This window comes from Burkholderia stagnalis (assembly GCF_902830275.1).
GTDB classification, from domain to species: Bacteria; Pseudomonadota; Gammaproteobacteria; order Burkholderiales; family Burkholderiaceae; genus Burkholderia; species Burkholderia stagnalis.
In genome coordinates, this window is record NZ_CADESW010000028.1 from 60027 (window position 1) to 83089 (window position 23063).

At 69.0% G+C, this 23063-nt stretch carries 20 protein-coding genes and 2 pseudogenes; 14 read left to right on the forward strand and 8 right to left on the reverse strand.

The features are described from left to right. Positions 1 to 52: 52 nt before the first annotated feature. From HWY45_RS37520 to HWY45_RS32695, 8 genes and pseudogenes are all read right to left on the reverse strand, one after another. Positions 53 to 646 (reverse strand): annotated as a pseudogene (locus HWY45_RS37520) (DUF3426 domain-containing protein); the annotation flags it as partial. A gap of 1428 nt (positions 647 to 2074) precedes the next feature. Beyond that, a pseudogene (locus HWY45_RS37525) lies at positions 2075 to 2206 on the reverse strand (MJ0042-type zinc finger domain-containing protein); the annotation flags it as partial. 45 nt (positions 2207 to 2251) lie between these two features. Beyond that, a complete protein-coding gene (gene prmA, locus HWY45_RS32670; protein WP_059878730.1) occupies positions 2252 to 3154 on the reverse strand; it encodes a 50S ribosomal protein L11 methyltransferase in 903 nt (300 codons plus the stop codon). Between the two features lie 4 nt (positions 3155 to 3158). Further along, positions 3159 to 4526, reverse strand: coding sequence for an acetyl-CoA carboxylase biotin carboxylase subunit (accC, locus tag HWY45_RS32675; protein WP_059564563.1), 1368 nt, complete (start codon positions 4524 to 4526; stop codon positions 3159 to 3161). Positions 4527 to 4611: 85 nt separating this feature from the next. Further along, a complete protein-coding gene (gene accB, locus HWY45_RS32680) occupies positions 4612 to 5091 on the reverse strand; it encodes an acetyl-CoA carboxylase biotin carboxyl carrier protein (protein WP_059564562.1) in 480 nt (159 codons plus the stop codon). 66 nt (positions 5092 to 5157) lie between these two features. Continuing rightward, positions 5158 to 5610 (reverse strand): type II 3-dehydroquinate dehydratase, encoded by a 453-nt coding sequence (gene aroQ, locus HWY45_RS32685; RefSeq protein WP_059809219.1) that lies wholly within the window; start codon positions 5608 to 5610, stop codon positions 5158 to 5160. A gap of 194 nt (positions 5611 to 5804) precedes the next feature. Further along, complete coding sequence (locus HWY45_RS32690) at positions 5805 to 6353, reverse strand: TlpA family protein disulfide reductase (protein WP_059564613.1); 549 nt, start codon at positions 6351 to 6353, stop codon at positions 5805 to 5807. A 7-nt stretch (positions 6354 to 6360) separates the two neighbouring features. Further along, positions 6361 to 7005, reverse strand: coding sequence for a hypothetical protein (locus HWY45_RS32695; protein WP_059809222.1), 645 nt, complete (start codon positions 7003 to 7005; stop codon positions 6361 to 6363). A 235-nt stretch (positions 7006 to 7240) separates the two neighbouring features. Here HWY45_RS32695 and mpl point away from each other — a divergent pair, with 235 nt between their 5' ends. The 14 genes from mpl (at position 7241) to araH (ending at position 23054) form a co-directional block, all read left to right on the forward strand. Continuing rightward, the gene (gene mpl, locus HWY45_RS32700; RefSeq protein WP_059809225.1) at positions 7241 to 8629 is read left to right on the forward strand and encodes a UDP-N-acetylmuramate:L-alanyl-gamma-D-glutamyl-meso-diaminopimelate ligase; all 1389 of its coding nucleotides are present in this window, start codon (positions 7241 to 7243) and stop codon (positions 8627 to 8629) included. Then, positions 8626 to 9195: a YqiA/YcfP family alpha/beta fold hydrolase gene (locus HWY45_RS32705; protein WP_059878732.1), complete on the forward strand. Its 570-nt coding sequence runs from the start codon at positions 8626 to 8628 to the stop codon at positions 9193 to 9195. Before mpl ends, HWY45_RS32705 begins: the two co-directional genes overlap by 4 nt. Positions 9196 to 9279: 84 nt before the next feature. Next, positions 9280 to 11376, forward strand: coding sequence for an RNB domain-containing ribonuclease (locus HWY45_RS32710; protein WP_059878736.1), 2097 nt, complete (start codon positions 9280 to 9282; stop codon positions 11374 to 11376). Then, positions 11373 to 12239 (forward strand): shikimate dehydrogenase, encoded by an 867-nt coding sequence (gene aroE / locus HWY45_RS32715; RefSeq protein ID WP_059878739.1) that lies wholly within the window; start codon positions 11373 to 11375, stop codon positions 12237 to 12239. Before HWY45_RS32710 ends, aroE begins: the two co-directional genes overlap by 4 nt. A 16-nt stretch (positions 12240 to 12255) precedes the next feature. Continuing rightward, entirely contained in the window at positions 12256 to 12996 is a 741-nt protein-coding gene (mtgA, locus tag HWY45_RS32720) for a monofunctional biosynthetic peptidoglycan transglycosylase (RefSeq protein WP_059564557.1), read from the forward strand. Between the two features lie 430 nt (positions 12997 to 13426). Then, positions 13427 to 15043 carry a S10 family peptidase gene (locus HWY45_RS32725; protein ID WP_059878742.1) on the forward strand — a complete coding sequence of 539 codons (1617 nt, stop codon included), beginning with the start codon at positions 13427 to 13429 and terminating at the stop codon, positions 15041 to 15043. A 97-nt stretch (positions 15044 to 15140) separates the two neighbouring features. Further along, positions 15141 to 15536, forward strand: coding sequence for an EF-hand domain-containing protein (locus tag HWY45_RS32730; protein WP_059878745.1), 396 nt, complete (start codon positions 15141 to 15143; stop codon positions 15534 to 15536). A 329-nt stretch (positions 15537 to 15865) separates the two neighbouring features. After that, the gene (locus tag HWY45_RS32735; RefSeq protein ID WP_059564554.1) at positions 15866 to 16768 is read left to right on the forward strand and encodes an IclR family transcriptional regulator; all 903 of its coding nucleotides are present in this window, start codon (positions 15866 to 15868) and stop codon (positions 16766 to 16768) included. Next, entirely contained in the window at positions 16765 to 17793 is a 1029-nt protein-coding gene (locus HWY45_RS32740) for a 2-dehydro-3-deoxygalactonokinase (protein ID WP_059878749.1), read from the forward strand. Before HWY45_RS32735 ends, HWY45_RS32740 begins: the two co-directional genes overlap by 4 nt. A gap of 29 nt (positions 17794 to 17822) precedes the next feature. Then, positions 17823 to 18500 carry a 2-dehydro-3-deoxy-6-phosphogalactonate aldolase gene (locus tag HWY45_RS32745; protein ID WP_059564552.1) on the forward strand — a complete coding sequence of 226 codons (678 nt, stop codon included), beginning with the start codon at positions 17823 to 17825 and terminating at the stop codon, positions 18498 to 18500. Then, complete coding sequence (locus HWY45_RS32750; protein ID WP_059878789.1) at positions 18500 to 19279, forward strand: SDR family oxidoreductase; 780 nt, start codon at positions 18500 to 18502, stop codon at positions 19277 to 19279. Before HWY45_RS32745 ends, HWY45_RS32750 begins: the two co-directional genes overlap by 1 nt. Positions 19280 to 19391: 112 nt before the next feature. After that, positions 19392 to 20387 carry an arabinose ABC transporter substrate-binding protein gene (locus HWY45_RS32755; RefSeq protein WP_059809249.1) on the forward strand — a complete coding sequence of 332 codons (996 nt, stop codon included), beginning with the start codon at positions 19392 to 19394 and terminating at the stop codon, positions 20385 to 20387. 66 nt (positions 20388 to 20453) lie between these two features. Further along, positions 20454 to 21965 (forward strand): L-arabinose ABC transporter ATP-binding protein AraG, encoded by a 1512-nt coding sequence (gene araG / locus HWY45_RS32760; RefSeq protein ID WP_059878752.1) that lies wholly within the window; start codon positions 20454 to 20456, stop codon positions 21963 to 21965. A 72-nt stretch (positions 21966 to 22037) separates the two neighbouring features. Next, a complete protein-coding gene (gene araH / locus HWY45_RS32765) occupies positions 22038 to 23054 on the forward strand; it encodes an L-arabinose ABC transporter permease AraH (protein ID WP_059564610.1) in 1017 nt (338 codons plus the stop codon). Positions 23055 to 23063 lie beyond the last annotated feature (9 nt).

Genomic DNA, 23063 nt, shown 5'->3' on the forward strand with positions numbered 1-23063 from the left:
TCGCCAGGACGCGCGGGGTTGAGACGGGCGCGCATCTGCGCGCCGCGGGGCGTCACGGATAGAAGATCTGGACGCGGAAATTCGAGGCGGGCGTACCGTTCGTCTCGACGCGGACGACCATCGTCTGCGTTGCGCCGGCCGGCAGCCCCGCGTCGATTCGCGTGCCGGGCCGGACGTAATCGCGCGGCGCGAGCACGCGGCGGACGGTAACGTGGTTGGTGTCGTCGAGCAGCGTCAGCTCGAGCGACGGATACGCGAGTGCGACGCGGTAGCGGTTCGTCAGCGGCGCCTTCAGCTCGAGCACGCGCGGGCCGTCGAGCTGGTGCAGGTCGGTCGCTTCGAGCCGCAGCCCGTCGATCGCGCGCGGCGGCGCGACGGTGCAGCCGAGCGGCGCGCAGATGCGCTGGAACCAGCCTTGCGTGATCGGCCAGTAGATCATCACCGTCTCGCGCTGCCACCACGCGAGCTGGCCGGCCAGCAGTACGCCGAGCACGGCGGCCACCAGGCCGCCGAAGAAGCCGCCGAGCAGGCCGCGTCGTTGCGGCGCGCGGGCTTCGCGCGTGACGGCAAATGGGGGACGGTCGTCGTCCGCGGGGAGGGCCGAGAACTGTTCGTTTGGTGTGCCGGCGGCGAAGCCCGGTTCGCGAGCGGTGCGGGCGCCGGTGTCGGCGGTATCGTCTGGAGCGGGTTGCGGGTCGGCTACGAAGCGGGGCTCGTGCGTGTCGCGTGCCGCGGCAAACGGCGCGTGTTCGTGGGCGCTGTCGAGCGGCGCGTCGGCGGCGAGGCGCGGCTCGTGCTTGTCATGCGCGGGGGGCAGGGCAGTCGACGCCGGCGGTGCGAGTTCGTCGGCGCGTTGCGCCGGAGCAGCCGGCCGGGCGGCGGCGGACGCCGCTGCCGCTGCCGGGAAAGCGGGGGACGATTGCGGTGTGCCGGTCAGGCGGACCGCGCCTGGTTTGGCGTCGGGCGAGTTTCCGTCGGGCAGCGTGACGGGCACGAGGGGCTCGGCGCTGATATTGCTGCCGCTATGCTGCAGCGACGGATCGACGTTGCCGTCGAGCCACGGTGCCCACATGTCCCAGTGGTCCGGACGGAAGTCCGCGTGCGCGGGGTGCGCGCTGCTCGCGCTGTCGACGAACAGCCGGGGCAGGGCTGCCTCGTGCGCGGTGGCGGCGACGTGGGCTTCGGCGGTCGGCGCTTCGGCAGCGGTTGCCGCGAAGGCCGACGCTTCGGCACTGCGCGCGGCGTCAGGCGTGACTTTGGCGGCAGGGGCTTCGGCAACGCGAGCGTCAGCGAACGCTTCGTCGGCCGAACCTTTCGGTGCATGCATGTCGGCAGCGGTCGCGTGGCCGGAAGGCGCTTCGGCAACATGCGCTTCGACAGCGGGGGCCTCGGTTGCGTGCGAGTCGGCGGCAGCGGTATCGGGCGCATGTGCGCCGGTTATAGGCGCTTCGTCTGCAGACGCTTCGGCCACATGCGCTTCGGTGGCAGCGGCTTCGGAAGCATGTGCGCCGGCAACAGGCACTTCGACTGCGGGTGCTTCGGCCAGATGCGCTTCGGCAGCAGCGGCTTCGGAAGCGGGTGCGCCGGCAACAGGCGCTTCGACTGCAGACGCTTCGGCCACGTGCGCTTCGGCGACAGCGGCTTCGGAAGCCGGTGCGCCGGCGCCAGGCACTTCGACTGCAGATGCTTCGGCCACATGCGCTTTGGCAGCAGCGGCTTCGGAAGCCGGTGCGCCTGCTACAGGCACGTCGACCGCAGGCGCTTCGGCTGCGTGCGTATCGGCGGCAGCGGCTTCAGGAATATGCGTGTCGGCAACGGGCGCTTCGACAGCGGGCGCTTCCGCCATGTTGACGTCGGCAGCGGGTGCATCGGGAACAAGCGTGTCGGCAGCGCGCTTTTCGACGGCAGGCGCCTCGTCACCATGCGCCTCTGCAGCAGGCGCTTGCGCGACGGTCGCTTCGGCAACAGCCGAGGCAACCGCCGGCACGTCTACGACACCCTTGCCAGCCGCGCTTCCCGATGCGGCACCGCTTTCTCCCGCAAGCGCCGATTCACGCTGCGGCGCATGCTCGCGGACCAGCGAGTCCGCCGCATCGAACACGTGCCGGCAATGCCCGCAACGCACCAGCCCGCCATGCAGCGCGAGCTGTTCCTGCTGCAGGCGGAAGACGGTATTGCAATGAGGGCAGCGCGTCGCGAGAAGCATGTCGAGCCGGGCGGCCTGCTGGCCAGAGTGAAGGACAGCGCTATTCTAATGGCTTTCGCGGCGGGTTCCGGCGAGGCATACCCAACCTTCGTGTTCGCGCCAGACCGAGATGTCGACGTAGCGCACGTAGACGGCCGCGACTTCGTCCGCCTGGCGCGCGAGCACGCCCGACAGCGCGATGCGCCCGCCCGGTTTCACCTTCGACGCGAGCATCGACGCCATCAGCTTCAGCGGATTCGACAGGATGTTGGCGACGACGATGTCGAATTCGCCTGCCGGGCACTCGTCCGGCAGCCCGTACGTGACGTCCGCGTGGTTGCGTTCGCTGTTCAGGCGCGCCGATTCGACCGCCTGCGGATCGATGTCGATGCCGATCACGGGGTTCGCCCCGCATTTGCGCGCCAGGATCGCGAGGATCCCGGAGCCGCAGCCGTAGTCGAGCACCGACTGGCCGGGCTGCACCGATTGCTCGAGCCACTCCATGCAGAGCCGCGTCGTCGGATGGCTGCCGGTGCCGAACGCGAGGCCCGGGTCGAGTTCGAGCACGAGCGCGTCGGGATCCGGCGCATCGTGCCAGGACGGCACGACCCAGATCCGCTCGCCGATCGGAATCGGATCGAACTGCGATTGCGTGAGGCGCACCCAGTCCTGTTCCTCGACTTCGCGCACCTCGAAGCGCGGCGCTTCGCCGAGCCCGATCTCGTTCGCGGCCGCCGCGAGCAGCACGGCGGGATCGTGATCGGGCGGCAGCAGCGCGATCACGCGCGAGTGCTGCCATGCGGTGCGATCGGGCACGAGGCCCGGTTCGCCGAAGAGCGGCTGCTCGTCGGGCGTGTCCGCATCGGCATCCTCGACGGACACCGACAGCGCGCCCAGCTCGAGCAGCGCGTCGGACAGCGCCTCCGCGTGCTCCCGGGCCAGTTCGACGACGAGTTCGCGATAGCTCATGCGATTACGCTTCTTCCGGTGCGACCTGCTGCTTCTGCGCGAGCCGGTTTTCGAGGTAGTGGATGCTGGTGCCGCCTTCGACGAACTTCGAGTCGATCATCAGCTCGCGGTGCAGCGGGATGTTGGTCTGGATGCCTTCGACGACCATCTCCGACAGCGCGATGCGCATCCGGCTGATTGCCTGCTCGCGGGTCGCGCCGTAGGTGATCAGCTTGCCGATCATCGAATCATAGTTCGGCGGCACGAAATAGCCATTGTACGCATGCGAGTCGACGCGCACGCCCGGGCCGCCCGGCGTATGCCACGACGTGATCCGGCCCGGCGACGGCGTGAATTTGAACGGATCTTCGGCGTTGATCCGGCATTCGATCGCATGTCCGCGGAACTGGATGTCGCGCTGGCGCAGCGTGAGCTTCTCGCCGGCCGCGATGCGGATCTGCTCCTGCACGATGTCGACGCCCGTGATCAGCTCCGACACGGGGTGCTCGACCTGCACGCGCGTGTTCATCTCGATGAAGTAGAACTCGCCGTTTTCGTACAGGAATTCGAACGTGCCCGCACCGAGGTAGCCCATCTTCTTGCAGGCATCCGCGCAGCGGTCGCCGATCCGGTCGATCAGGCGGCGCGGAATGCCGGGCGCCGGCGCTTCCTCGATCACCTTCTGGTGGCGGCGCTGCATCGAGCAATCGCGCTCGCCGAGCCACAGCGCATTCTTGTGCGCGTCGGACAGCACCTGGATCTCGATGTGGCGCGGGTTCTCGAGGAACTTCTCCATGTACACCTGCGGGTTGCCGAACGCACGGCCGGCTTCCTCGCGGGTCATGTTGACCGCGTTGACGAGCGCGGCCTCGGTGTGCACGACGCGCATCCCGCGGCCGCCGCCGCCGCCCGCGGCCTTGATGATGACCGGATAGCCGATCGAGCGCGCAATCTTCACGATCTCCTTCGGATCGTCCGGCAACGCGCCTTCCGAACCCGGCACGCACGGCACGCCGGTCTTGATCATCGTCTGCTTCGCGGTGACCTTGTCGCCCATCAGGCGGATCGTCTCCGGGCGCGGGCCGATGAACGTGAAGCCCGATTGCTCGACGCGTTCGGCGAAATCGGCGTTCTCCGACAGGAAGCCGTAGCCGGGGTGGATCGCCTCGGCATCGGTGACTTCCGCGGCGCTGATCAGCGCCGGCATGTTCAGGTAGCTCAGGTTCGACGGGGCCGGGCCGATGCAGACGGCTTCGTCCGCGAGGCGCACGTACTTGGCTTCCTTGTCGGCTTCCGAGTAGACGACCACCGTCTTGACGCCGAGCTCGCGGCACGCGCGCTGAATGCGCAGCGCGATTTCACCGCGGTTGGCAATGAGGATTTTTTCAAACATAGCGAGTATTCGTCTCTTCGAGGGGCGCACGAATGGCGCCTGGAGAGCATCGGCGGCGCGCGGCGCTGCGGCCGCGCGGCGGACTTTAGCCGATCACGAAAAGCGGCTGGCCGTATTCGACGGCCTGGCCGTTCTCGACGAGGATTTCCTTGATCACGCCGGCCTTGTCGGACTCGATCTCGTTGAGGAGCTTCATCGCTTCGATGATGCAGAGCGTCTGGCCTTCCTTGACCGTGTCGCCGACCTGCGCGAACGGGTCGGCACCCGGCGACGGCGCGCGGTAGAACGTGCCGACCATCGGCGACGTCACGACGTGGCCCTGCGGCGCGGCTGCTGCGGGAGCCGCTGCGGCGCCCGGCGCGGCAGCGGCCGCGCCCTCGGTCGGCAGCGCCACCGTCTGCGCGGGCATGCTGATCTGCGGGGCGTACCCGCCCGTCGGCTGCACATAGACCGGCGGCGCGTTCTTGACGATACGCACCTTGCCTTCGCCTTCCGTCACTTCCAGCTCGGAGATGCCGGATTCGGAGACGAGGTCGATCAGAGTTTTCAGCTTACGAAGATCCATCGGGAATTCCCCTTTCAATACGTGAAAGCGCCGGTTCGGACCGGCGCTCAATCTAGATCGCGAAAATCAGCCGCGCGACGCGCCTTGCAGTTTGTCGAGCGCGTATTCGAGCGCGTACAGATAACCTTTCCAGCCGAGCCCGCAGATGACGCCTTCGGCCTGGTCGGAAAAGTAGGAGTGGTGCCTGAACGCTTCGCGGCGGTGCACGTTCGACAGGTGAACCTCGACGAACGGAATGCCGACGCCGGCGAGCGCGTCCCGGATCGCGACGCTCGTGTGCGTGTACGCGGCCGGATTGATCAGGATGAAATCGGTCTGTTCATCCCGCGCAGCCTGGATGCGGTCGACGAGCGCGCCTTCGTGGTTGCTCTGGAACGACGTCAGCTCGACACCCGCTTCCTGTGCCCGCGCGGCGAGCGCCTGATCGATCTGTGCGAGCGTCACGCGGCCGTACACCTCCGGTTCCCGGGTGCCGAGAAGGTTCAGGTTGGGGCCGTGCAGCACCAGCAATCGTGTCATGGTCGCTTCTATTTCTGCGGAATTGCGCGAACTTTAGCGCTATTTAGAGAAATTTGTCTAGTTTCGCCGAATGGCCGGGCGCGCGGCATCCGTAAGAATTACCGGCGTGCTTGCAAAGTATCGGCGAATTCACGCGAAGTTGCCGCGATCGCGATCCAAATCGCCGGCAACGTGCAACACGTTCTTCAGCGCGCTCAAAGGGCGTCGAGCGTCTTTTTCAGCTCCGCCGGCTGGATTTGGCCGAGCTTCGTTTCGCGGATTTTGCCATGTTCGTCGATCACGACGGTAAAAGGCAGCGCGCCGGCCGTATTTCCAAAATTGCGGGCCAGATCGGCGCCCGCATAACCGCTGACGAACACCGGGTAGTCGACCTTCACCTTTTGCAGGAAGTTCTTCACGTTCTGGCCCGAATCGACGCCGATCCCGACGAAGCGGATGCCTTTCTGCTTGTATTCGTGCGACAGCGCGACGAGCTCCGGCATCTCCTCGACGCACGGGCCGCACCACGACGCCCAGAAATTGACGACGACCTTCTGGCCCTTGAATGCGCTCAGCGTCGCCGGCTTGCCGTCGGCGTCGGTCAGCGCGGCGGCCCATAGCTGGTCGACCGGGTTGCCGGCGGCGGGCGCGGCTTCGGCGACGTTCTCGACCGGGCCGCCCCGGAACCAGTGGCCGGCGGCGAGGCCGCCCGCGACGGCGGCGGCCGCCACGACGGCGAGCGCCAGCATGCGTTTCGTGTTCATCATCGGATCAAGTGGATTCGGAAGGGGAGTCGCCCGCCGCGAGCAACGCGCGCAGCGCGGCCGCATCGGCGCGCGGCAGCCGGCCGCGCGCGTCGGCCTTCACCGCGCCGCGCAGGTCGTCGCTCGCGTACAGCGAGACGTGGATGCCGACCGGCTCCGCGTCGCGCAGGCCGCGCCAGAGGAAGCTCAGCGTCTCGATGTCGCCGCGGCCCGCGAAGTGTCGGGTTTCGGACACGTCGTACTGGATGTTCTGGTTCAGCAGGTGGATCGCGACGTCCTTCGCATTGTCGGTAAAGATCTGCAGGTGGATGTCCGAATGCGCGTTTGCGGTGCCGTTCAGCACCGCGCCCGTCACGTACGGATTGAAATCGGCGAGCCGGCGCATCCAGTCGAGCGCCACCTCGCGCAGGCGGCGCAGCTCGTCCGGTTGCGTGTCGCTCTGGAACAGCGCCAGGTACTCGCGCAGTTCCTCTTCGATCTGGTCGTTATCCGGCAGCCATTCGCCGGCAACGCGCACATCGCCGAGCAGCTGGCGCGCGGCCTTGCGCTTCGCGCCGGCGTAGTCCAGGCCATCCTCCGCGATGAGGCGCGCGGCGGCCTGGGCAATTTCCTCGCGGACGCGCCGCGGGTCGACTAAGGGTTTGCGAGACATGATGCGGCAATCATACTCGATCGCCGCCGCGCCCGATCGGCGGTGCGGCCGCTTGCCGCCCGGGCCGCCGGCGCGGCCCGCTTCGGTCGCGCGGGCCGCCGGGCCCGGCATGCCGTCAGTTACAATGGCGTCCTTTGTGTCGCGGTGACGAGCGCCGGCCGCGCGGCCTGTCCGGCGCACTGCAGACCCATCCTTTCCGAATCGACGGCGCCCGGCGGCGCGAAAGCATTCACCTATGCACATCCACATTCTTGGCATCTGCGGCACCTTCATGGGCGGTCTGGCCGTTCTCGCGCGCGCGGCGGGGCACACGGTCACCGGCTGCGACGCGGGCGTCTATCCGCCGATGAGCACGCAGCTCGAGGCGCAGGGCATCCGGCTGATCGAAGGCTACGGCGCAGAGCAGATCGACCTGAAGCCGGACCTGTTCGTGATCGGCAACGTCGTGACGCGCGGCAACCCGCTGATGGAGGCGATCCTCGATCGCGGCCTGCCGTACACGTCGGGTCCGCAGTGGCTCGGCGAGCACGTGCTGGCAGGCAAGTGGGTGCTCGCGGTCGCGGGCACGCACGGCAAGACGACCACGTCGTCGATGCTCGCATGGCTGCTCGAGGACGCCGGCCTGAACCCGGGCTTCCTGATCGGCGGCGTGCCGCTGAACTTCGGCGTGTCCGCGCGGCTCACCGATTCGAGCTTTTTCGTGATCGAGGCGGACGAATACGACACCGCGTTCTTCGACAAGCGTTCGAAGTTCGTCCACTACCGGCCGCGCACCGCGGTGCTGAACAATCTCGAATTCGATCACGCCGACATCTTCCCGGATCTCGCCGCGATCGAGACGCAATTCCACCATCTCGTGCGCACCGTGCCGGGCGTCGGGCGGCTCGTCAGCAACGGCCGCGAAGACGCGCTCGAGCGCGTGCTCGCGCGCGGCTGCTGGAGCGAGGTCGAGCGCTTCGGCGTCGACGGCGGCTGGCAGGCGCTGCCTGCCGAGGACGGCGTGCCGGCCGACGAGCGTTTCGCGGTGTACTGGCGCGGCGAGCGCTTCGGCGAAGTTGCGTGGCAGGTGCAGGGCGAGCACAACCGGATGAACGCGCTCGCGGCGATCGCCGCCGCGCGCCACGTCGGCGTGCCGCCGGCCCAGGCCGCCGCGTCGCTCGCGTCGTTCCGCAACGTGAAGCGCCGCATGGAAGTGCGCGGCAGCGTGAACGGCGTGACTGTATACGACGACTTCGCGCATCACCCGACCGCGATCGATACTACGATCGCCGGCCTTCGCGCGCGTATCGGCCGGCAAAACACCCGCATCCTCGCCGTGCTCGAGCCGCGTTCGAACACGATGAAGCTCGGCGTGATGAAGTCGCAGCTGCCGGCGAGCCTCGCCGATGCCGACCTCGTGTTCGGCTACGGCGCGCCGGCCGGCCGCGACGCGCTCGGCTGGAACCTCGGCGAGGCGCTCGCGCCGCTCGGCGACAAGGCGCACGCGTTCGACGATCTCCATCTGCTGGTGAAGGCGGTCACGGCGGCCGCGCGGCCGGGCGACCATGTGCTCGTGATGAGCAACGGCGGTTTCGGCGGCGTGCACCAGAAGCTGCTCGACGCGCTCGGCGGGAGCCACGCGTGATCCTTTACCTGCACGGTTTCCGCTCGTCGCCGCAGTCGGCGAAGTCGCAGCTGCTCGCCGCGCGCATGGCCGAACTGGGCCGCGCCGGCGAATGGCGCTGCCCGTCGCTGTCGATGTCGCCGCTCGCGGCGATCGCGGCGGCCGAAGCCGAAGTGGCGGGCGCGCGCGACGTGACCGTGATCGGCAGCTCGCTCGGCGGCTATTACGCGACGTGGCTCGCCGAGCGGCACGGCTGGAAGGCGGTGGTGCTGAATCCGGCCACCGAGCCGCAGCGCGACCTCGAGCAGTATCTCGGCGAGCAGCCGCTGTGGCACGGCGGCGGCACGATCGTCGTCGAGCGGCATCACCTGCACGAGCTCGACGCGCTGCGCGTGCCGGCGATCACGCGCCCCGAGCGCTACTATCTGTTCGCGGCGACCGGTGACGAAGTGCTCGATTATCGCGAGATGCTCGCCCATTACCCCGGTGCGAAAACCCGCGTGATCGAAGGCAGCGATCACGGGATCAGCGAATTTGCCGACTATATCGACGACGTTCTCGCATTTTGCGACGCCAAGGCGACATAAACCGGCCGCAGGCCATCGAACCCCCATCATCACGCGGCGCCGCCGGCCGACGGCGGCGCCCGGCAGTCTGAACGAGAGTACTGAGTGAACGTTTTCTTCGAGGAATCGGGCAGTTTCAAGGCGGGCAGCGTGCTGTCGCGCCAGGGCGACGCGTTTCAGGTCGAGTTGCCCGGCGGGCGGCGCGCCAAGGTGCGCGCGAAGGACGTGCTGATCGAATTCGAGAAGCCGGCCGCGAGCGAACTGATGCAGGAGGCCGACGCGGCCGCGCAGCAGATCGACCTGGATTTCCTGTGGGAATGCGCGCCGGCGGAGGAATTCGCGTATACGGCGCTCGCCGACGAATACTTCGGCACGACCTACGGCCCGGTCGAGCGCGCGGCGCTCGTGCTGCGCCTGCATGGCTCGCCCGTGTATTTCCGCCGCAAGGGGCGCGGCCAGTATCAGCGCGCGCCGGAAGAGCAGCTGAAGATGGCGCTCGCGTCGCTCGAGCGCAAGCGCCAGCAGGCGCTCGTGCAGGCGCAGTACGAAGAGGAGCTGAAGGCCGGCAAGCTGCCGGAAGCGTTCGACGGCAAGGTGCTCGCGCTGCTCACGCGCCCGGACAAGAACGCGATCGAATACAAGGCGCTCGAGGCGGCGGCCGGCGCGCGCGGCGTGTCGCCGGCGCGGCTGATGCTCGACTGCGGCGGCATCGCGTCCGCGCGCGCGCTGCACGAGGCGCGCTTCCTCGCCGAATTCTTCCCGCACGGCACCGGCTTTCCGCCGGTCAGCGTCGGTGCGCTGCCGGACGACCTGCCGCGCGCGGACGTCTCGGCGTTCTCGATCGACGACGTCACGACGACCGAAATCGACGACGCGTTCTCGGTCGAGCACCTGAGCGACGGCCGCGTGCGGATCGGCGTGCACATCGCGGCGCCGGCGCTGGGCATCGCGCGCGGCGACGCGGTCGACGCGATCGCGCGCACGCGCCTGTCGACCGTGTACATGCCCGGCGACAAGATCACGATGCTGCCGGACGACGTCGTCGACGTGTTCACGCTGAAGGAGGGCGACTATCGCCCGGCGCTGTCGCTGTACATCATCGTGAACCGCGAAACTCAGGAGATCGTCGCGAACGAGACGCGCGCCGAACTCGTGTTCGTGAAGAACAACCTGCGCCACAACACGCTCGACGAGCTCGTCACCGAGGAGACGCTCGCCGACGGCAGCGGCGACTATCCGCACAAGGACGACATCGCGGTGCTGTGGCCGCTCGCGCAGGCGCTGTTCGAGAAGCGCCAGCTGGCGCGCGCGGGCTACGGCCTGAAGCGCGAAGTGCAGCGCAACACCGACTACAACTTCTACGTCGACGGCGAACGCGTGACGATCACGCCGCGCCGGCGCGGCTCGCCGCTCGACCTGATCGTGTCGGAGCTCGCGATCCTCGCGAACTCGACATGGGGCGCGTTCCTGCACGACCACACGGTGCCGGGCATCTATCGCTCGCAGCGCGGCTTCGGCGCGCCGGGCCCGAAGCGCACGCGGATGCAGACGACGGCCGCGCCGCACGAAGGCCTCGGCGTGCCGCAGTACGCGTGGAGCACGTCGCCGCTGCGCCGCTACGTCGACCTCGTCAACCAGTGGCAGCTGCTCGCATGCGTGCAGCACGGCGTCACCGCGAAGCTCGCCGCGCCGTTCAAGCCGAAGGATGCCGATCTGTACGCGGTCGTGCAGGGCTTCGACGACACCTATTCCGCATACGCCGACTACCAGCGCCGGATGGAATATTTCTGGTGCCTGCGCTGGCTCCAGCAGGAAGGCAAGAAGCAGGTCGTCGCGAGCGTCGTGAAGGGTGACCTCGTGCGTCTCGAGGACGTGCCGCTGCTGCTGCACGTGCCGGCGCTCGGCGTGCATGCGCGCGGCACGCGCGTGCTGCTCGACGTGATGTCGATCGACGAGCTGACGATCGAGGCATCGGTGCGGCTGCTCAACGTGCTCGACGCGCCGGTCGTGTCGGGCGGCGAAGCGGGCGAGGAGGAGGAAGACGGCGAGGGCGGCGACGACGTGCTGCTCGACGCGGGCGACGCGTCGGCGGAAGCCGAGGCCGAGGCGCTGGCCGAGGCTGGAGCCGAAGCCGATGCCGGCGCAGGCGGCAGCGACGGCGCCGCGGAAAACAACGGCAACGAGGAGGAGCGCGCATCATGACTTCGGCCGCGTCGGCGAGCGGGCCGGACCGCTACGTCGTGTTCGGTAACCCGGTGGCGCACAGCAAGTCGCCGTTCATTCATGCGCGGTTCGCCGCGCAGACCGGCGAGCCGGTCGTGTACGAACACCGGCTCGCGCCGGTCGGCGGGTTCGAGGCGGCCGTGCGCGAATTCATCGCCGAAGGCGGCTGCGGCGCGAACGTGACGGTGCCGTTCAAGCTCGACGCGCATGCGCTCGCCGACACGCTGTCGCCGCGCGCGGCGGCCGCGGGCGCGGTGAATACGCTGCGCTTCGACGCCGACGGCGGCATTCATGGCGACAACACCGACGGCGTCGGCCTCGTGCGCGACATCGAGACGAACCTCGGCGTGCGTCTTGCCGGCACGCGCATCCTGCTGCTGGGCGCCGGCGGCGCCGCGCGCGGCGTCGTGCTGCCGATGCTCGAGCGCGCGCCGCTGTCGATCACGATCGTGAACCGCACCGCGAGCAAGGCGGAAGCGCTCATCGGCCAGTTCACGCAGGCCGCGCACGACGCGGGCTGCACGCTGGCGGGCGGCGGCCCGGACACGGTGCGCGCGCAGCCGTACGACGTGATCGTCAACGCGACCGCGGGCAGCCTCGACGCGGCGCTGCCGGATTGCGACCCGGCCGCCTTCGGGCCGGGCACGCTCGCGTACGACATGATGTACGGCGCGCAGCCGACCGTGTTCATGCAGCATGCGGCGTCGCTCGGCGCGCGCACGGCGGACGGGCTCGGCATGCTCGTCGAGCAGGCGGCCGAATCGTTCTTCATCTGGCGCGGCGTGCGGCCGGACGGCGCGCCGGTGCTCGCCGCGCTGCGCCAGGCGCTCGCCGCGCACTGAGCGGAGCCGGCGGCAGGTGGTCGCGGTGAGCGGTACGCAGCGGCGCGAGCGGGCGGTCGGCCCGGCGCGCTGGCTCGTCTACGCGGGTTCCGTATTGGCGGGCGCGTGGCTCGCGACGCAGCTGTTCTATTTCGCGCAGATCGCGCTGTGGTCGGTCGTGAACCCCGGCTCGACCGCGTTCATGCGCACCGACGCGTGGTGGCTGTCGCGCGACACGCCGCCCGCGCGCATCCAGCACCAGTGGGTGCCGTACGACCAGATCTCGCGCAACCTGAAGCGCGCGCTGATCGCGTCGGAGGACGCGACCTTCGCCACCAACAACGGCTACGACGTCGACGCGATCCTGCAGGCGTGGGAGAAGAACAAGATGCGCGGGCGCATCGTCGCCGGCGGCTCGACGATCACGCAGCAGCTCGCGCGCAACCTGTTCCTGTCGCGCGAGAAGAGCTACATCCGCAAGGGGCAGGAGCTGATCATCACGTGGATGCTCGAGACGCTGCTCGACAAGGAGCGGATCTTCGAGATCTATCTGAATTCCGTCGAATGGGGGCGGGGCGTGTATGGCGCCGAAGCGGCCGCGCGCTACTACTACCGGATCCCGGCCAGCCGGCTCGGCGCGTGGCAATCCGCGCGCCTCGCGGTGATGCTGCCGAAGCCGCGCTATTTCGACGCGCATCGCGGCACCGCGTACCAGGCGCAGCGCGCGGCGGTGATCGCACGCCGGATGGGCGCGGCCGCGCTGCCGCAATCGGAGTGAGCGCCCGGCGCGCCGTTCGGCGCATTGCCGGTTCCGTCGCTGCGGCATGATTCCCGCGCGGCGGTGCACGCATGCTGCGGCGCATCGTGCCCGCATTATTTAGATGAATCCGTCTATTTCGATTTCGTGGCCAATGCCTGGGTCCGATGCGCATCGTCGCGTCGATGCGGGCCGAAAGGCGTCGCTTTTTAGCCGAACCGGATAAACACGCGGATCGCTGAAAGGCGCGTGAAATTCGATGTTTCGGGATTCGAATCATTTCTGAAAGCTGCCCGTCACGCTGCATTTCCTTCGAATATTTCCAAGTTTTTCAAAGCCGGGCACGTCGCGTATATTGGCCGGCGCCTCGGCCTATCGGCCGCGCATGCGAGGCGGGGGGCGGCCTATCCGGCTGCTCGACACGACAACATTCGAGAGAAGGAAAGCAACGATGCCAGCGAGCAAAGCGAAGCTGTTGGTTGGTGTGGTTCTCTCTTCGCTGATCCTGGCGGCGTGCAACGGAGACGACATTACGTCGGCCTCCGGTGCCACCAGCGCCGACAGCTCAGCCGATCCCGCCGCCCGGGCGGACAAGCCGTACAACGATCCCAACCGCTATTCCTCGAGTCCGGGCGCGTCGCTCGCCGCGTCGGCCGCGCTCGAACGCGCGGCCGTCACGCATCACCAGATCACGCTGAACGGCAAGACGATCAGCTACACCGCCACCGCCGGCCACCTGACCGCGCGCAACCCGCAGACAGGCGCGCCGGAAGCGTCGTTCTTCTACGTCGCCTATACGGCCGACAACCAGCCCGCGGCGAACCGGCCGGTCACGTTCCTGTACAACGGCGGCCCGGGTTCCGCGTCGGTGTGGCTGCATCTCGGCTCGTTCGGCCCGCGGCGCATCCAGACCGGCGACCCGAACGCGAACAACGCGTCGTTCCCGTTCGTCGACAACGCGGAGAGCCTGCTCGACACGACCGATCTCGTGTTCGTCGATGCGATCGGCACGGGCTTCTCGGAAGCGATCGCGCCGAACACGAACCAGAGCTTCTGGGGCGTCGACCAGGACGGCGGCGCGTTCCGCGACTTCGTGGTCCGCTACCTGGCCGTGAACCAGCGCGGCGCGTCGCCGAAGTACCTGTTCGGCGAATCGTACGGCACGCCGCGCACCGATGTGCTCGCGAACCTGCTCGAGTCGGCCGGCGTGAATCTCGCCGGCATCGTGCTGCAGTCGTCGATCCTCGACTACAACGCGAACTGCGACATGGCGAGCAACAACGTCGGCAACTCGAACAACGGCTCGAGCCCGATCAGCTGCGCGGGCTTCGTGCCGAGCTACGGCGCGGTCGGCGCGTATTACCAGCTCGACAACCCGAACCCGTCGAACCTGCCGCAGTACGCGGACCAGATGCGCCTGCTGACGGCCGGCACCTACGTGCCCGCGGTGAACGCGTACCTGGCGAGCCATGCGCAGCCGTCGAGCGGCCTCGTCACGACGATGGCGAACGCGACGGGCGCGAAGACGTCGCTGTGGCATGCCGACTTCAACGTGATCCCGACCTTCTACGACAACAGCTACCAGCTGTCGCTGATCCCGGGCACGCTGATCGGCCGCTACGACGCGCGCGTGAACGTGCCGCTGTCGAGCCCGCTCGCGGCGGACGGCGATCCGTCGAGCTCGTTCATCACGAAGCCGTTCACCGACACGATCGGCCGCTATCTGCCGAACGAGCTGAAGTACTCGGCGCAATCGGCCTATTCTGTAAGCAGCAATGCGATCCAGACGTGGGACTGGAGCCACGACGGCCTCGCGATGCCCGACACGATTCCCGATCTTGCCGCTGCGCTGACGCTGAATCCGGCGCTGAAGATCCTGTCGCTGAACGGGTACCACGACATCGCGACGCCGTTCTACCAGACGGAGCTCGATCTCGCGCGGCTCGGGTCGCAGCGGAACCTGACGATCAGGGACTATCAGGGTGGACACATGGTCTATCTCGACGATACGTCGCGCCCGCAGGAGAAAGCCGACCTGGTGACTTTCTACAACGCGGCCGCGCAGTGACGCCATGCGCGTTTCCGGCGACGGACACCCGGCGGGCGCGCGCCCGAGGGTGCCGCCGGCCGGGTGTCGACGACCTCATTCCAGACTGGAGCCTGACATGAAGAAGCGATTTATCGTCGTTGCCGCGGCGCTCGCGTGCGGGAGCCTCGTCACATCCCTGTCCGCGTTCGCGCAGGCGAGTGATGCCGCGCCGGTGCGTGCCCGCCAGGCGCAGCTCGGCGATCCGTACGTGCCGCCGGCCGCGCGCAAGCCGACCGCCGGCACGCAGACCACCGGCGCCGCGCTGCACGCGCAGGTGGTCGCCAAGCTCGCGCGGCAGTTCCGCGCGGCCGACACGCAGAACACCGGCACGGTGACGGAGGCGCAGGCACGCGCGGCCGGCCTCGGCTATGTCGCGAACCACTTCCGGCAGATCGACGCGACCGGCAGCGGGCGCGTGTCGTTCAGCGACGTGCAGCGCTACATGCAGACGCAAAGCGCAACCCAGCAGTAAGCACCGCGCGCGGAAAACGGGGACGGGCCCGCGAAGCATGCGGGCGCGGCCCCATTTCGCCGCTGCCGCGCGGCTTCGTGCCGCCTGTTCTCAGTATCTGGACAACGCATTCAAATATTGGAGCCGAATGCGTGCGCTCCTACAATCCGAAGCACATCGACAAGCTTCGGACTCCCGCATCGCGTGGCGCCCGACGCATACGGAGACACTTTCCATGACGTTCGCCGGGCGCATTCCTCGGTGCCTCGACCGCCGCTTCGCCGCGGCGCCGGACAGCGGTCCGGCGCGCGCGCCGCGGCTTCACCGATTCCGTTGAAGGCAGCCCGCCCATGACCAAGATGCCCGTACCTCTTGCCCTCGACGGCCGCCGTCCGATAGTGGACGACGCGCCGGCGCTCACCGACAGCATCGGCGCGACCAGCACGCCGCTCGACCTCGCCGCGCAGCAGGCCGGTACGCAGACGCTGCTGCGCGGCCTCGCGATCCTCGAGGCGATCGCGAACGGCGCGCGCGACATGCGCTCGATCGGCGCGGCGCTCGGCACGACGCGCAGCACCACGCACCGTCTCGTCAGCAGCCTCGTGCAGGCGCGCTACCTGCGCCAGGTGCAGGGCGGCTACCTGCTCGGCCCGAAGCTGATCGAGCTCGGCACGATCGCGCTCGAGCAGATGCCGCTGACGGCCGTCGCCCGGCCGCACCTGGAAGCGCTCGCCGAAGCGACGCTCGACACGATCCATCTCGGCGTGCGCGACGGCGACGACGTGCTCTACATCGACAAGATTCCCGGCACGCGCGGCCTCGAGATGCGCTCGCGGGTCGGCCACCGGATGCCGCTCGCGTCGACCGGCATCGGCAAGGCGATGATGCTCGACCTCGAGCCCGACACGTGGCGCACGCTGTTCGAAGCCGCCAAGCGCGCGCTCGCCGGCGTGAATTTCAAGCCCGACAACCGGCCCGACACCGGTGCGTTCCTGCAGCGCATGGCGCATTACGCGGCGGGCGGCTACACGTTCGATCTCGAGGAAAACGAAGCGTCGATCCGCTGCGTCGCGGCGCCGATCCGCGACGCATCCGGCGCGATCGTCGCGGCGGTGTCGGTCGCGAGCACGATTCCGTATATGCCGCACGACCGCATGGACGAACTGATTCCGCTCGTGCAGCGCGAAGCGCGAGCCATTTCCGCGGAACTGGGCTGGAGCCCGCCGCAGGGTACCCGCAGGATCAAACGATGACGAACTCGACCGGGACCGCTCCGGAAACCTTCACCGCCGCCCCGTCGCTGATCGCGCTCGACTGGGGCACCACGTCGCTGCGCGCGTACCTGTACGACGCGCACGGCGGCGTGCTCGCGACGCGCAGCCGCGCGGCGGGCGTGATGCACGTGCCGGCCGGCGGCGCGCGCGCGTTCGACGAGGCGTTCGAGGACGCGTGCGGCGACTGGCTCGCGCGTGCGCCCGGCGTGCCGGTGCTCGCCGCGGGCATGGTCGGCAGCGCGCAGGGCTGGCGCGAGGCGCCGTACGTCGAAGCGCCGGCGGGCGCCGACGCGCTCGCGGCCGGCCTCGTGACGGTCGAGAGCGCGCGCGGCGCGGTCGTGTCGATCGTGCCGGGCGTGATCGCGACGGGCGAGCTGCCCGACGTGATGCGCGGCGAAGAAACGCAGATCGTCGGCGCACTCGCCGATGGCGCTTCATTTGATTCCGATCGTTCAGGGCTACTGATCGGATTGCCGGGCACGCACGCGAAATGGGCGTGGGTGAAGGACGGGCTGATCGAGCGCTTCCAGACCTACATGACGGGCGAGCTGTTCGCCGTGCTGCGCGATCACACGATCCTCGGCCGTACGATGCGCGCGCCCGAGACGCCGGACCGCGCGGCGTTCCTGCGCGGCGTGTCGATCGCGCGCGGCGCGCAGCGCGCCGGCATGCTCGCGACGATCTTCAGCACCCGCACGCTGGGCCTGACCGGCCGGCTCGCGCCGCACGCGCAGGGCGACTACCTGTCCGGCCTGCTGATCGGCCATGAGCTGAACGCGCTCGACGCGATGCTCGCGGAGGAACGCGGTATCGCGCTCGCGAGCCAGCCGCTGCTGCTGATCGGCGACGACCGCCTGTGCGCGCGCTACGTCGATGCGCTGCACGCGTTCGGCAGCACGCACGCGCGGGTCGTCGCGCATGCGACCGAGCGCGGCCTGTGGCAGATCGCGGCGCGCGCGGGGCTCGTGCGCGCCGATGGCGTACCCGCCTGCGCTGCCCGATGAACCGAACCATTCGAGGGGGGAAATCCTTCATGTCGTCCGAACTCACGCTGCCCGCGCCGTACGCGCCGCATGCCGCGCTGATGCAGGCGTTCGCCGCGTGCCCGCTGATCGCGATCCTGCGCGGCATCACGCCCGCCGACGCCGCGGCGCACGGCCACGCGCTGTATGAAGCGGGCCTGCGCATCGTCGAGGTGCCGCTCAATTCGCCCGAGCCGTTCGACAGCATTGCCGCGCTGCGCCGCGCGCTGCCCGGCGACGCGATCGTCGGCGCCGGCACCGTGCTGCGCCCCGAATACGTCGATCGCGTGCAGGACGCGGGCGGCGCGCTGATCGTGATGCCGCACAGCGACGGCGCGGTGATCCGCCGCGCGCGCGAGCGCGGCCTCGCGAGCGCGCCCGGCGTCGCGACGCCGACCGAGGCGTTCGCCGCGCTCGCGAACGGCGCGGACGTGCTGAAGATGTTCCCGGCCGAGCAGCTCGGCGTGCCCGTCGTGAAGGCGTGGCGCGCGGTGATCGATCGCGCGGTGCCGTTGATCCCGGTCGGCGGCGTCACGCCCGACAACATGCAGCCGTTCCTCGCGGCCGGCGCGAACGGCTTCGGGCTCGGCTCGGCGCTGTACCGGCCCGGCCAGTCCGCCGACGCGACCGCGGCGAACGCGCGCGCGTTCGTGGCGGGCCTGCGCGCGGCGCGCGGCGGAGCGGCATGATGGGCCGCCTCGCGGGCAAGGTCGCGATGGTGACGGGCGCGGGCCGCGGCATCGGCGCCGCGATCGCGCATGCGTTTGCGCGCGAAGGCGCGGCGGTGGCGCTCGTCGATCGCAATCTCCCGCAGGCGAGTGCGATCGCCGCCGCGATCGCCGGCGCGATCGACGACGCGCACGTGCTGCCGCTGCATGCGGACGTCGCGCAACAGGACGCGGTGCGCGACGCGCTCGCGCAGGCCGAAGCGGCCTTCGGCGCGCTGGACGTGCTGGTCAACAACGCGGGCATCAACGTGTTCTGCGATCCGCTGACGATGACCGACGACGACTGGCGCCGCTGCTTCGCGGTCGACCTCGACGGCGTGTGGCACGGCTGCCGCGCGGTGTTGCCGGGCATGGTCGAGCGCGGGCGCGGCAGCATCGTGAACATCGCGTCGACGCATGCGTTCCGGATCATCCCGGGCTGCTTTCCGTACCCGGTCGCGAAGCACGGCGTGCTGGGCCTCACGCGTGCGCTCGGCATCGAATACGCGGCGCGCAACGTGCGCGTGAACGCGATCGCGCCGGGCTACATCGAGACGCAGCTGACGCGCGACTGGTGGGGCGCGCAACCGGACCCGGCCGCCGCCAAGGCCGATACGCTCGCGCTGCAGCCGATGAAGCGGATCGGCACGCCGGACGAAGTCGCGATGACGGCCGTGTTCCTCGCATCGGACGAGGCGCCGTTCATCAACGCGACCTGCATCACCGTCGATGGCGGGCGCGCGGCGCTGTACCACGACTGAAGGATTGGCAGCACCGAATCGACAGACCGCAGCGCGCGGCGGCCGCGCGCACGCTGCATCGAAACCAATAAGCGGCCGTATTCCGATCGATGAAGACAAGGAGACACTGGAGATGAAACGCAGAACATTCGTCACGCTCGCCGCCGCAACCGCGGTGCTGATGGGCAACCCGCTCGCGCACGCGGCCGACCCGGTCAAGATCGGCTTCCTCGTGAAGCAGCCCGAGGAGCCGTGGTTCCAGGACGAGTGGAAGTTCGCGGAGCTCGCCGCGAAGGACAAAGGCTTCACGCTCGTGAAGATCGGCGCGCCGTCCGGCGAGAAGGTGATGAGCGCGATCGACAACCTCGCCGCGCAGAAGGCGCAGGGCTTCATCATCTGCACGCCCGACGTGAAGCTCGGGCCCGGCATCGTCGCGAAGGCGAAATCGCACGGGCTGAAGATGATGACGGTGGACGACCGCCTCGTCGACGGCGCGGGCAAGCCGCTCGAGGCCGTGCCGCACATGGGCATCTCCGCGTACAACATCGGCAAGCAGGTCGGCGACGGCATCGCGGCCGAGATCAGGAAGCGCGGCTGGAACATGAAGGACGTCGGCGCGATCGACATCACCTACGAGCAGCTGCCGACCGCGCACGACCGCACGAGCGGCGCGACCGACGCGCTCGTCGCCGCGGGCTTCCCGAAGGCGAACGTGATCGCCGCGCCGCAGGCGAAGACCGACACCGAGAACGCGTTCAACGCGGCCAACATCGCGCTCACGAAGAACCCGCAGTTCAAGCACTGGGTCGCGTACGGCCTGAACGACGAAGCCGTGCTCGGCGCGGTGCGCGCGGCCGAAGGGCGCGGCTTCAAGTCGGCCGACATGATCGGCATCGGCATCGGCGGCTCCGACTCCGCGCTGAACGAATTCAAGAAACCGCAGCCCACCGGCTTCTTCGGCACCGTGATCATCAGCCCGAAGCGCCACGGCGAGGAAACCTCCGAGCTGATGTACGCGTGGATCACGCAGGGCAAGGCGCCGGCGCCGCTCACGCTGACCACCGGCATGCTCGCGACGCGCGAGAACGTCGGCAAGGTGCGCGACGAGATGGGGCTCGCATCGAAGTAAGCGGCCCGCGCGGCTGCCGCGTGGCGCGGCGGCCGGCGGACGATCGATCGTAACGGGAGAGGCGAAGTGTCAGCGGCACTGCGTTTTGACAATATCGGCAAGGTGTTTCCCGGCGTGCGCGCGCTCGACGGCATTTCGTTCGACGTGCACGCGGGCGAGGTGCACGGCCTGATGGGCGAGAACGGCGCGGGCAAGTCGACGCTGCTGAAGATTCTCGGCGGCGAATATCAGCCCGATGCGGGCAGCGTGCTGGTCGACGGCCGGCCCGTGCATTTCGCGAATGCGGGCGCGTCGATCGCGGCCGGCATCGCGGTGATCCACCAGGAGCTGCAGTACGTGCCCGACCTGACGGTCACGGAGAACCTGCTGCTCGGCAGGCTGCCGAACGCGTTCGGCTGGGTGAGGAAGGGCGGCGCGAAGCGCCACGTGCGCGAGCGGCTCGCCGCGATGGGCGTCGATCTCGATCCCGATGCGAAGCTCGGCAAGCTGTCGATCGCGCAGCGGCAGATGGTCGAGATCTGCAAGGCGCTGATGCGCAATGCGCGCGTGATCGCGCTCGACGAGCCGACCAGCTCGCTGTCGCATCGCGAGACCGAGGTGCTGTTCAAGCTCGTCGACGACCTGCGCGCCGACGGCCGCGCGCTGATCTACATCTCGCACCGGATGGACGAGATCTACCGGCTGTGCGACGCGTGCACGATCTTCCGCGACGGCCGCAAGATCGCGTCGCACGCCACGCTCGCCGACGTGCCGCGCGAGCGCCTCGTCGCGGAGATGGTCGGGCGCGAGATCGCCGACATCTATCACTACGCGCCGCGCGCGCTCGGCGACGTGCGGCTCGCGGTCGACGGCGTCGAGGGCGACGCGCTGCGCGCGCCGGCCAGCTTCGACGTGCGCGCGGGCGAGATCGTCGGCTTCTTCGGCCTCGTCGGCGCGGGCCGCAGCGAGCTGATGCGGCTCGTCTACGGCGCGGACCGCAAGCGCGCGGGCACGCTCGCGCTCGACGGCGCGCGCATCGACGTGAAGCGCACCGGCGACGCGATTCGCCACGGCATCGTGCTGTGCCCGGAAGACCGCAAGGAGGAAGGGATCATCGCGATGGCGTCGGTCGCGGAGAACATCAACATCAGTTGCCGCCGGCACTCGCTGCGCGCCGGGCTGTTCATCGACCGCAAGACGGAAAGCGACACCGCCGACCGCTTCATCCAGCGGCTGAAGATCAAGACGCCGAGCCGCCGCCAGAAGATCCGCTTCCTGTCGGGCGGCAACCAGCAGAAGGCGATCCTGTCGCGCTGGCTTGCCGAGCCCGACCTGAAGGTCGTGATCCTCGACGAGCCGACGCGCGGCATCGACGTCGGCGCGAAGCATGAAATCTACGACGTGATCTACCGGCTCGCGGAGCGCGGCTGCGCGATCGTGATGGTGTCGTCGGAGCTGCCGGAAGTGCTCGGCGTGTCCGACCGCATCGTCGTGATGCGCGAAGGGCGCATCGCGGGCGAGCTGCCGCGCGCGCAGGCGAGCGAGCATGCGGTGCTGAGCCTCGCGCTGCCGCAGGCAAGCGCCGCGCACGCGGCCTGAACCACCAGGACAACCGATTCGACCACGCGCGGCGCCGATGCGCCGCGCGATGCAGGAGCAGGAGACATGACCATGCAAGTCAGAGAAAACCTCGCCGGCGCGGCTGTAAAACAGGCCGCCGACGCACCGGCGCCGCAGCCCGCCGACCGCCAGACGTGGTGGCAGCAGCTTGCCGACTACAGCCTGATCGCGATCTTCGCGGTGATGTTCGTGACGATGTCGCTGACCGTCGATCACTTCTTCTCGATCGACAACATGCTCGGCCTCGCGCTGTCGATCTCGCAGATCGGCATGGTCGCGTGCACGATGATGTTCTGTCTCGCGTCGCGCGATTTCGACCTGTCGATCGGCTCGACCGTCGCGTTCTCGGGCGTGCTGTGCGCGATGGTGCTGAACGCGACCGACAACACGTTCGTCGCGATCGTCGCCGCGGTGGCGGCGGGCGCGGCGATCGGCTTCGTCAACGGCGCGGTGATCGCGTACCTGCGCATCAACGCGCTGATCACGACGCTCGCGACGATGGAGATCGTGCGCGGGCTCGGCTTCATCGTGTCGAAGGGGCAGGCGGTCGGCGTGTCGTCGGATACCTTCATCGCGCTCGGCGGCTTGTCGCTGTTCGGCATCTCGCTGCCGATCTGGGTCACGCTGCTGTGCTTCGTCGTGTTCGGCGTGCTGCTGAACCAGACCGTGTACGGCCGCAACACGCTCGCGATCGGCGGCAACCCGGAAGCGTCGCGGCTCGCGGGGATCAATGTCGAGCGCACCCGCGTGGTGATCTTCCTGATCCAGGGCGCGGTGACCGCGCTCGCCGGCGTGATCCTCGCGTCGCGCATCACGTCGGGCCAGCCGAACGCCGCGCAGGGCTTCGAGCTGAACGTGATCTCCGCATGCGTGCTCGGCGGCGTGTCGCTGCTCGGCGGACGCGCGACGATCTCGGGCGTCGTGATCGGCGTGCTGATCATGGGCACCGTCGAGAACGTGATGAACCTGCTGAACATCGACGCGTTCTATCAGTACCTGGTGCGCGGCGCGATCCTGCTCGCGGCCGTGCTGCTCGACCAGCTGAAGAACCGCGGCGGGCGCGACTGATCCACCGGA

Bases quoted from the DNA above. Each gene is read 5' to 3' on its own strand.
- prmA (WP_059878730.1), bottom strand. From the start codon at position 3,154: ATGAGCTATCGCGAACTCGTCGTCGAACTGGCCCGGGAGCACGCGGAG.
- accC (WP_059564563.1), bottom strand. From the start codon at position 4,526: ATGTTTGAAAAAATCCTCATTGCCAACCGCGGTGAAATCGCGCTGCGC.
- accB (WP_059564562.1), bottom strand. From the start codon at position 5,091: ATGGATCTTCGTAAGCTGAAAACTCTGATCGACCTCGTCTCCGAATCC.
- aroQ (WP_059809219.1), bottom strand. From the start codon at position 5,610: ATGACACGATTGCTGGTGCTGCACGGCCCCAACCTGAACCTTCTCGGC.
- HWY45_RS32690 (WP_059564613.1), bottom strand. From the start codon at position 6,353: ATGAACACGAAACGCATGCTGGCGCTCGCCGTCGTGGCGGCCGCCGCC.
- HWY45_RS32695 (WP_059809222.1), bottom strand. From the start codon at position 7,005: ATGTCTCGCAAACCCTTAGTCGACCCGCGGCGCGTCCGCGAGGAAATT.
- mpl (WP_059809225.1), top strand. From the start codon at position 7,241: ATGCACATCCACATTCTTGGCATCTGCGGCACCTTCATGGGCGGTCTG.
- aroE (WP_059878739.1), top strand. From the start codon at position 11,373: ATGACTTCGGCCGCGTCGGCGAGCGGGCCGGACCGCTACGTCGTGTTC.
- HWY45_RS32725 (WP_059878742.1), top strand. From the start codon at position 13,427: ATGCCAGCGAGCAAAGCGAAGCTGTTGGTTGGTGTGGTTCTCTCTTCG.
- HWY45_RS32730 (WP_059878745.1), top strand. From the start codon at position 15,141: ATGAAGAAGCGATTTATCGTCGTTGCCGCGGCGCTCGCGTGCGGGAGC.
- HWY45_RS32735 (WP_059564554.1), top strand. From the start codon at position 15,866: ATGACCAAGATGCCCGTACCTCTTGCCCTCGACGGCCGCCGTCCGATA.
- HWY45_RS32740 (WP_059878749.1), top strand. From the start codon at position 16,765: ATGACGAACTCGACCGGGACCGCTCCGGAAACCTTCACCGCCGCCCCG.
- HWY45_RS32745 (WP_059564552.1), top strand. From the start codon at position 17,823: ATGTCGTCCGAACTCACGCTGCCCGCGCCGTACGCGCCGCATGCCGCG.
- HWY45_RS32750 (WP_059878789.1), top strand. From the start codon at position 18,500: ATGGGCCGCCTCGCGGGCAAGGTCGCGATGGTGACGGGCGCGGGCCGC.
- HWY45_RS32755 (WP_059809249.1), top strand. From the start codon at position 19,392: ATGAAACGCAGAACATTCGTCACGCTCGCCGCCGCAACCGCGGTGCTG.
- araH (WP_059564610.1), top strand. From the start codon at position 22,038: ATGCAAGTCAGAGAAAACCTCGCCGGCGCGGCTGTAAAACAGGCCGCC.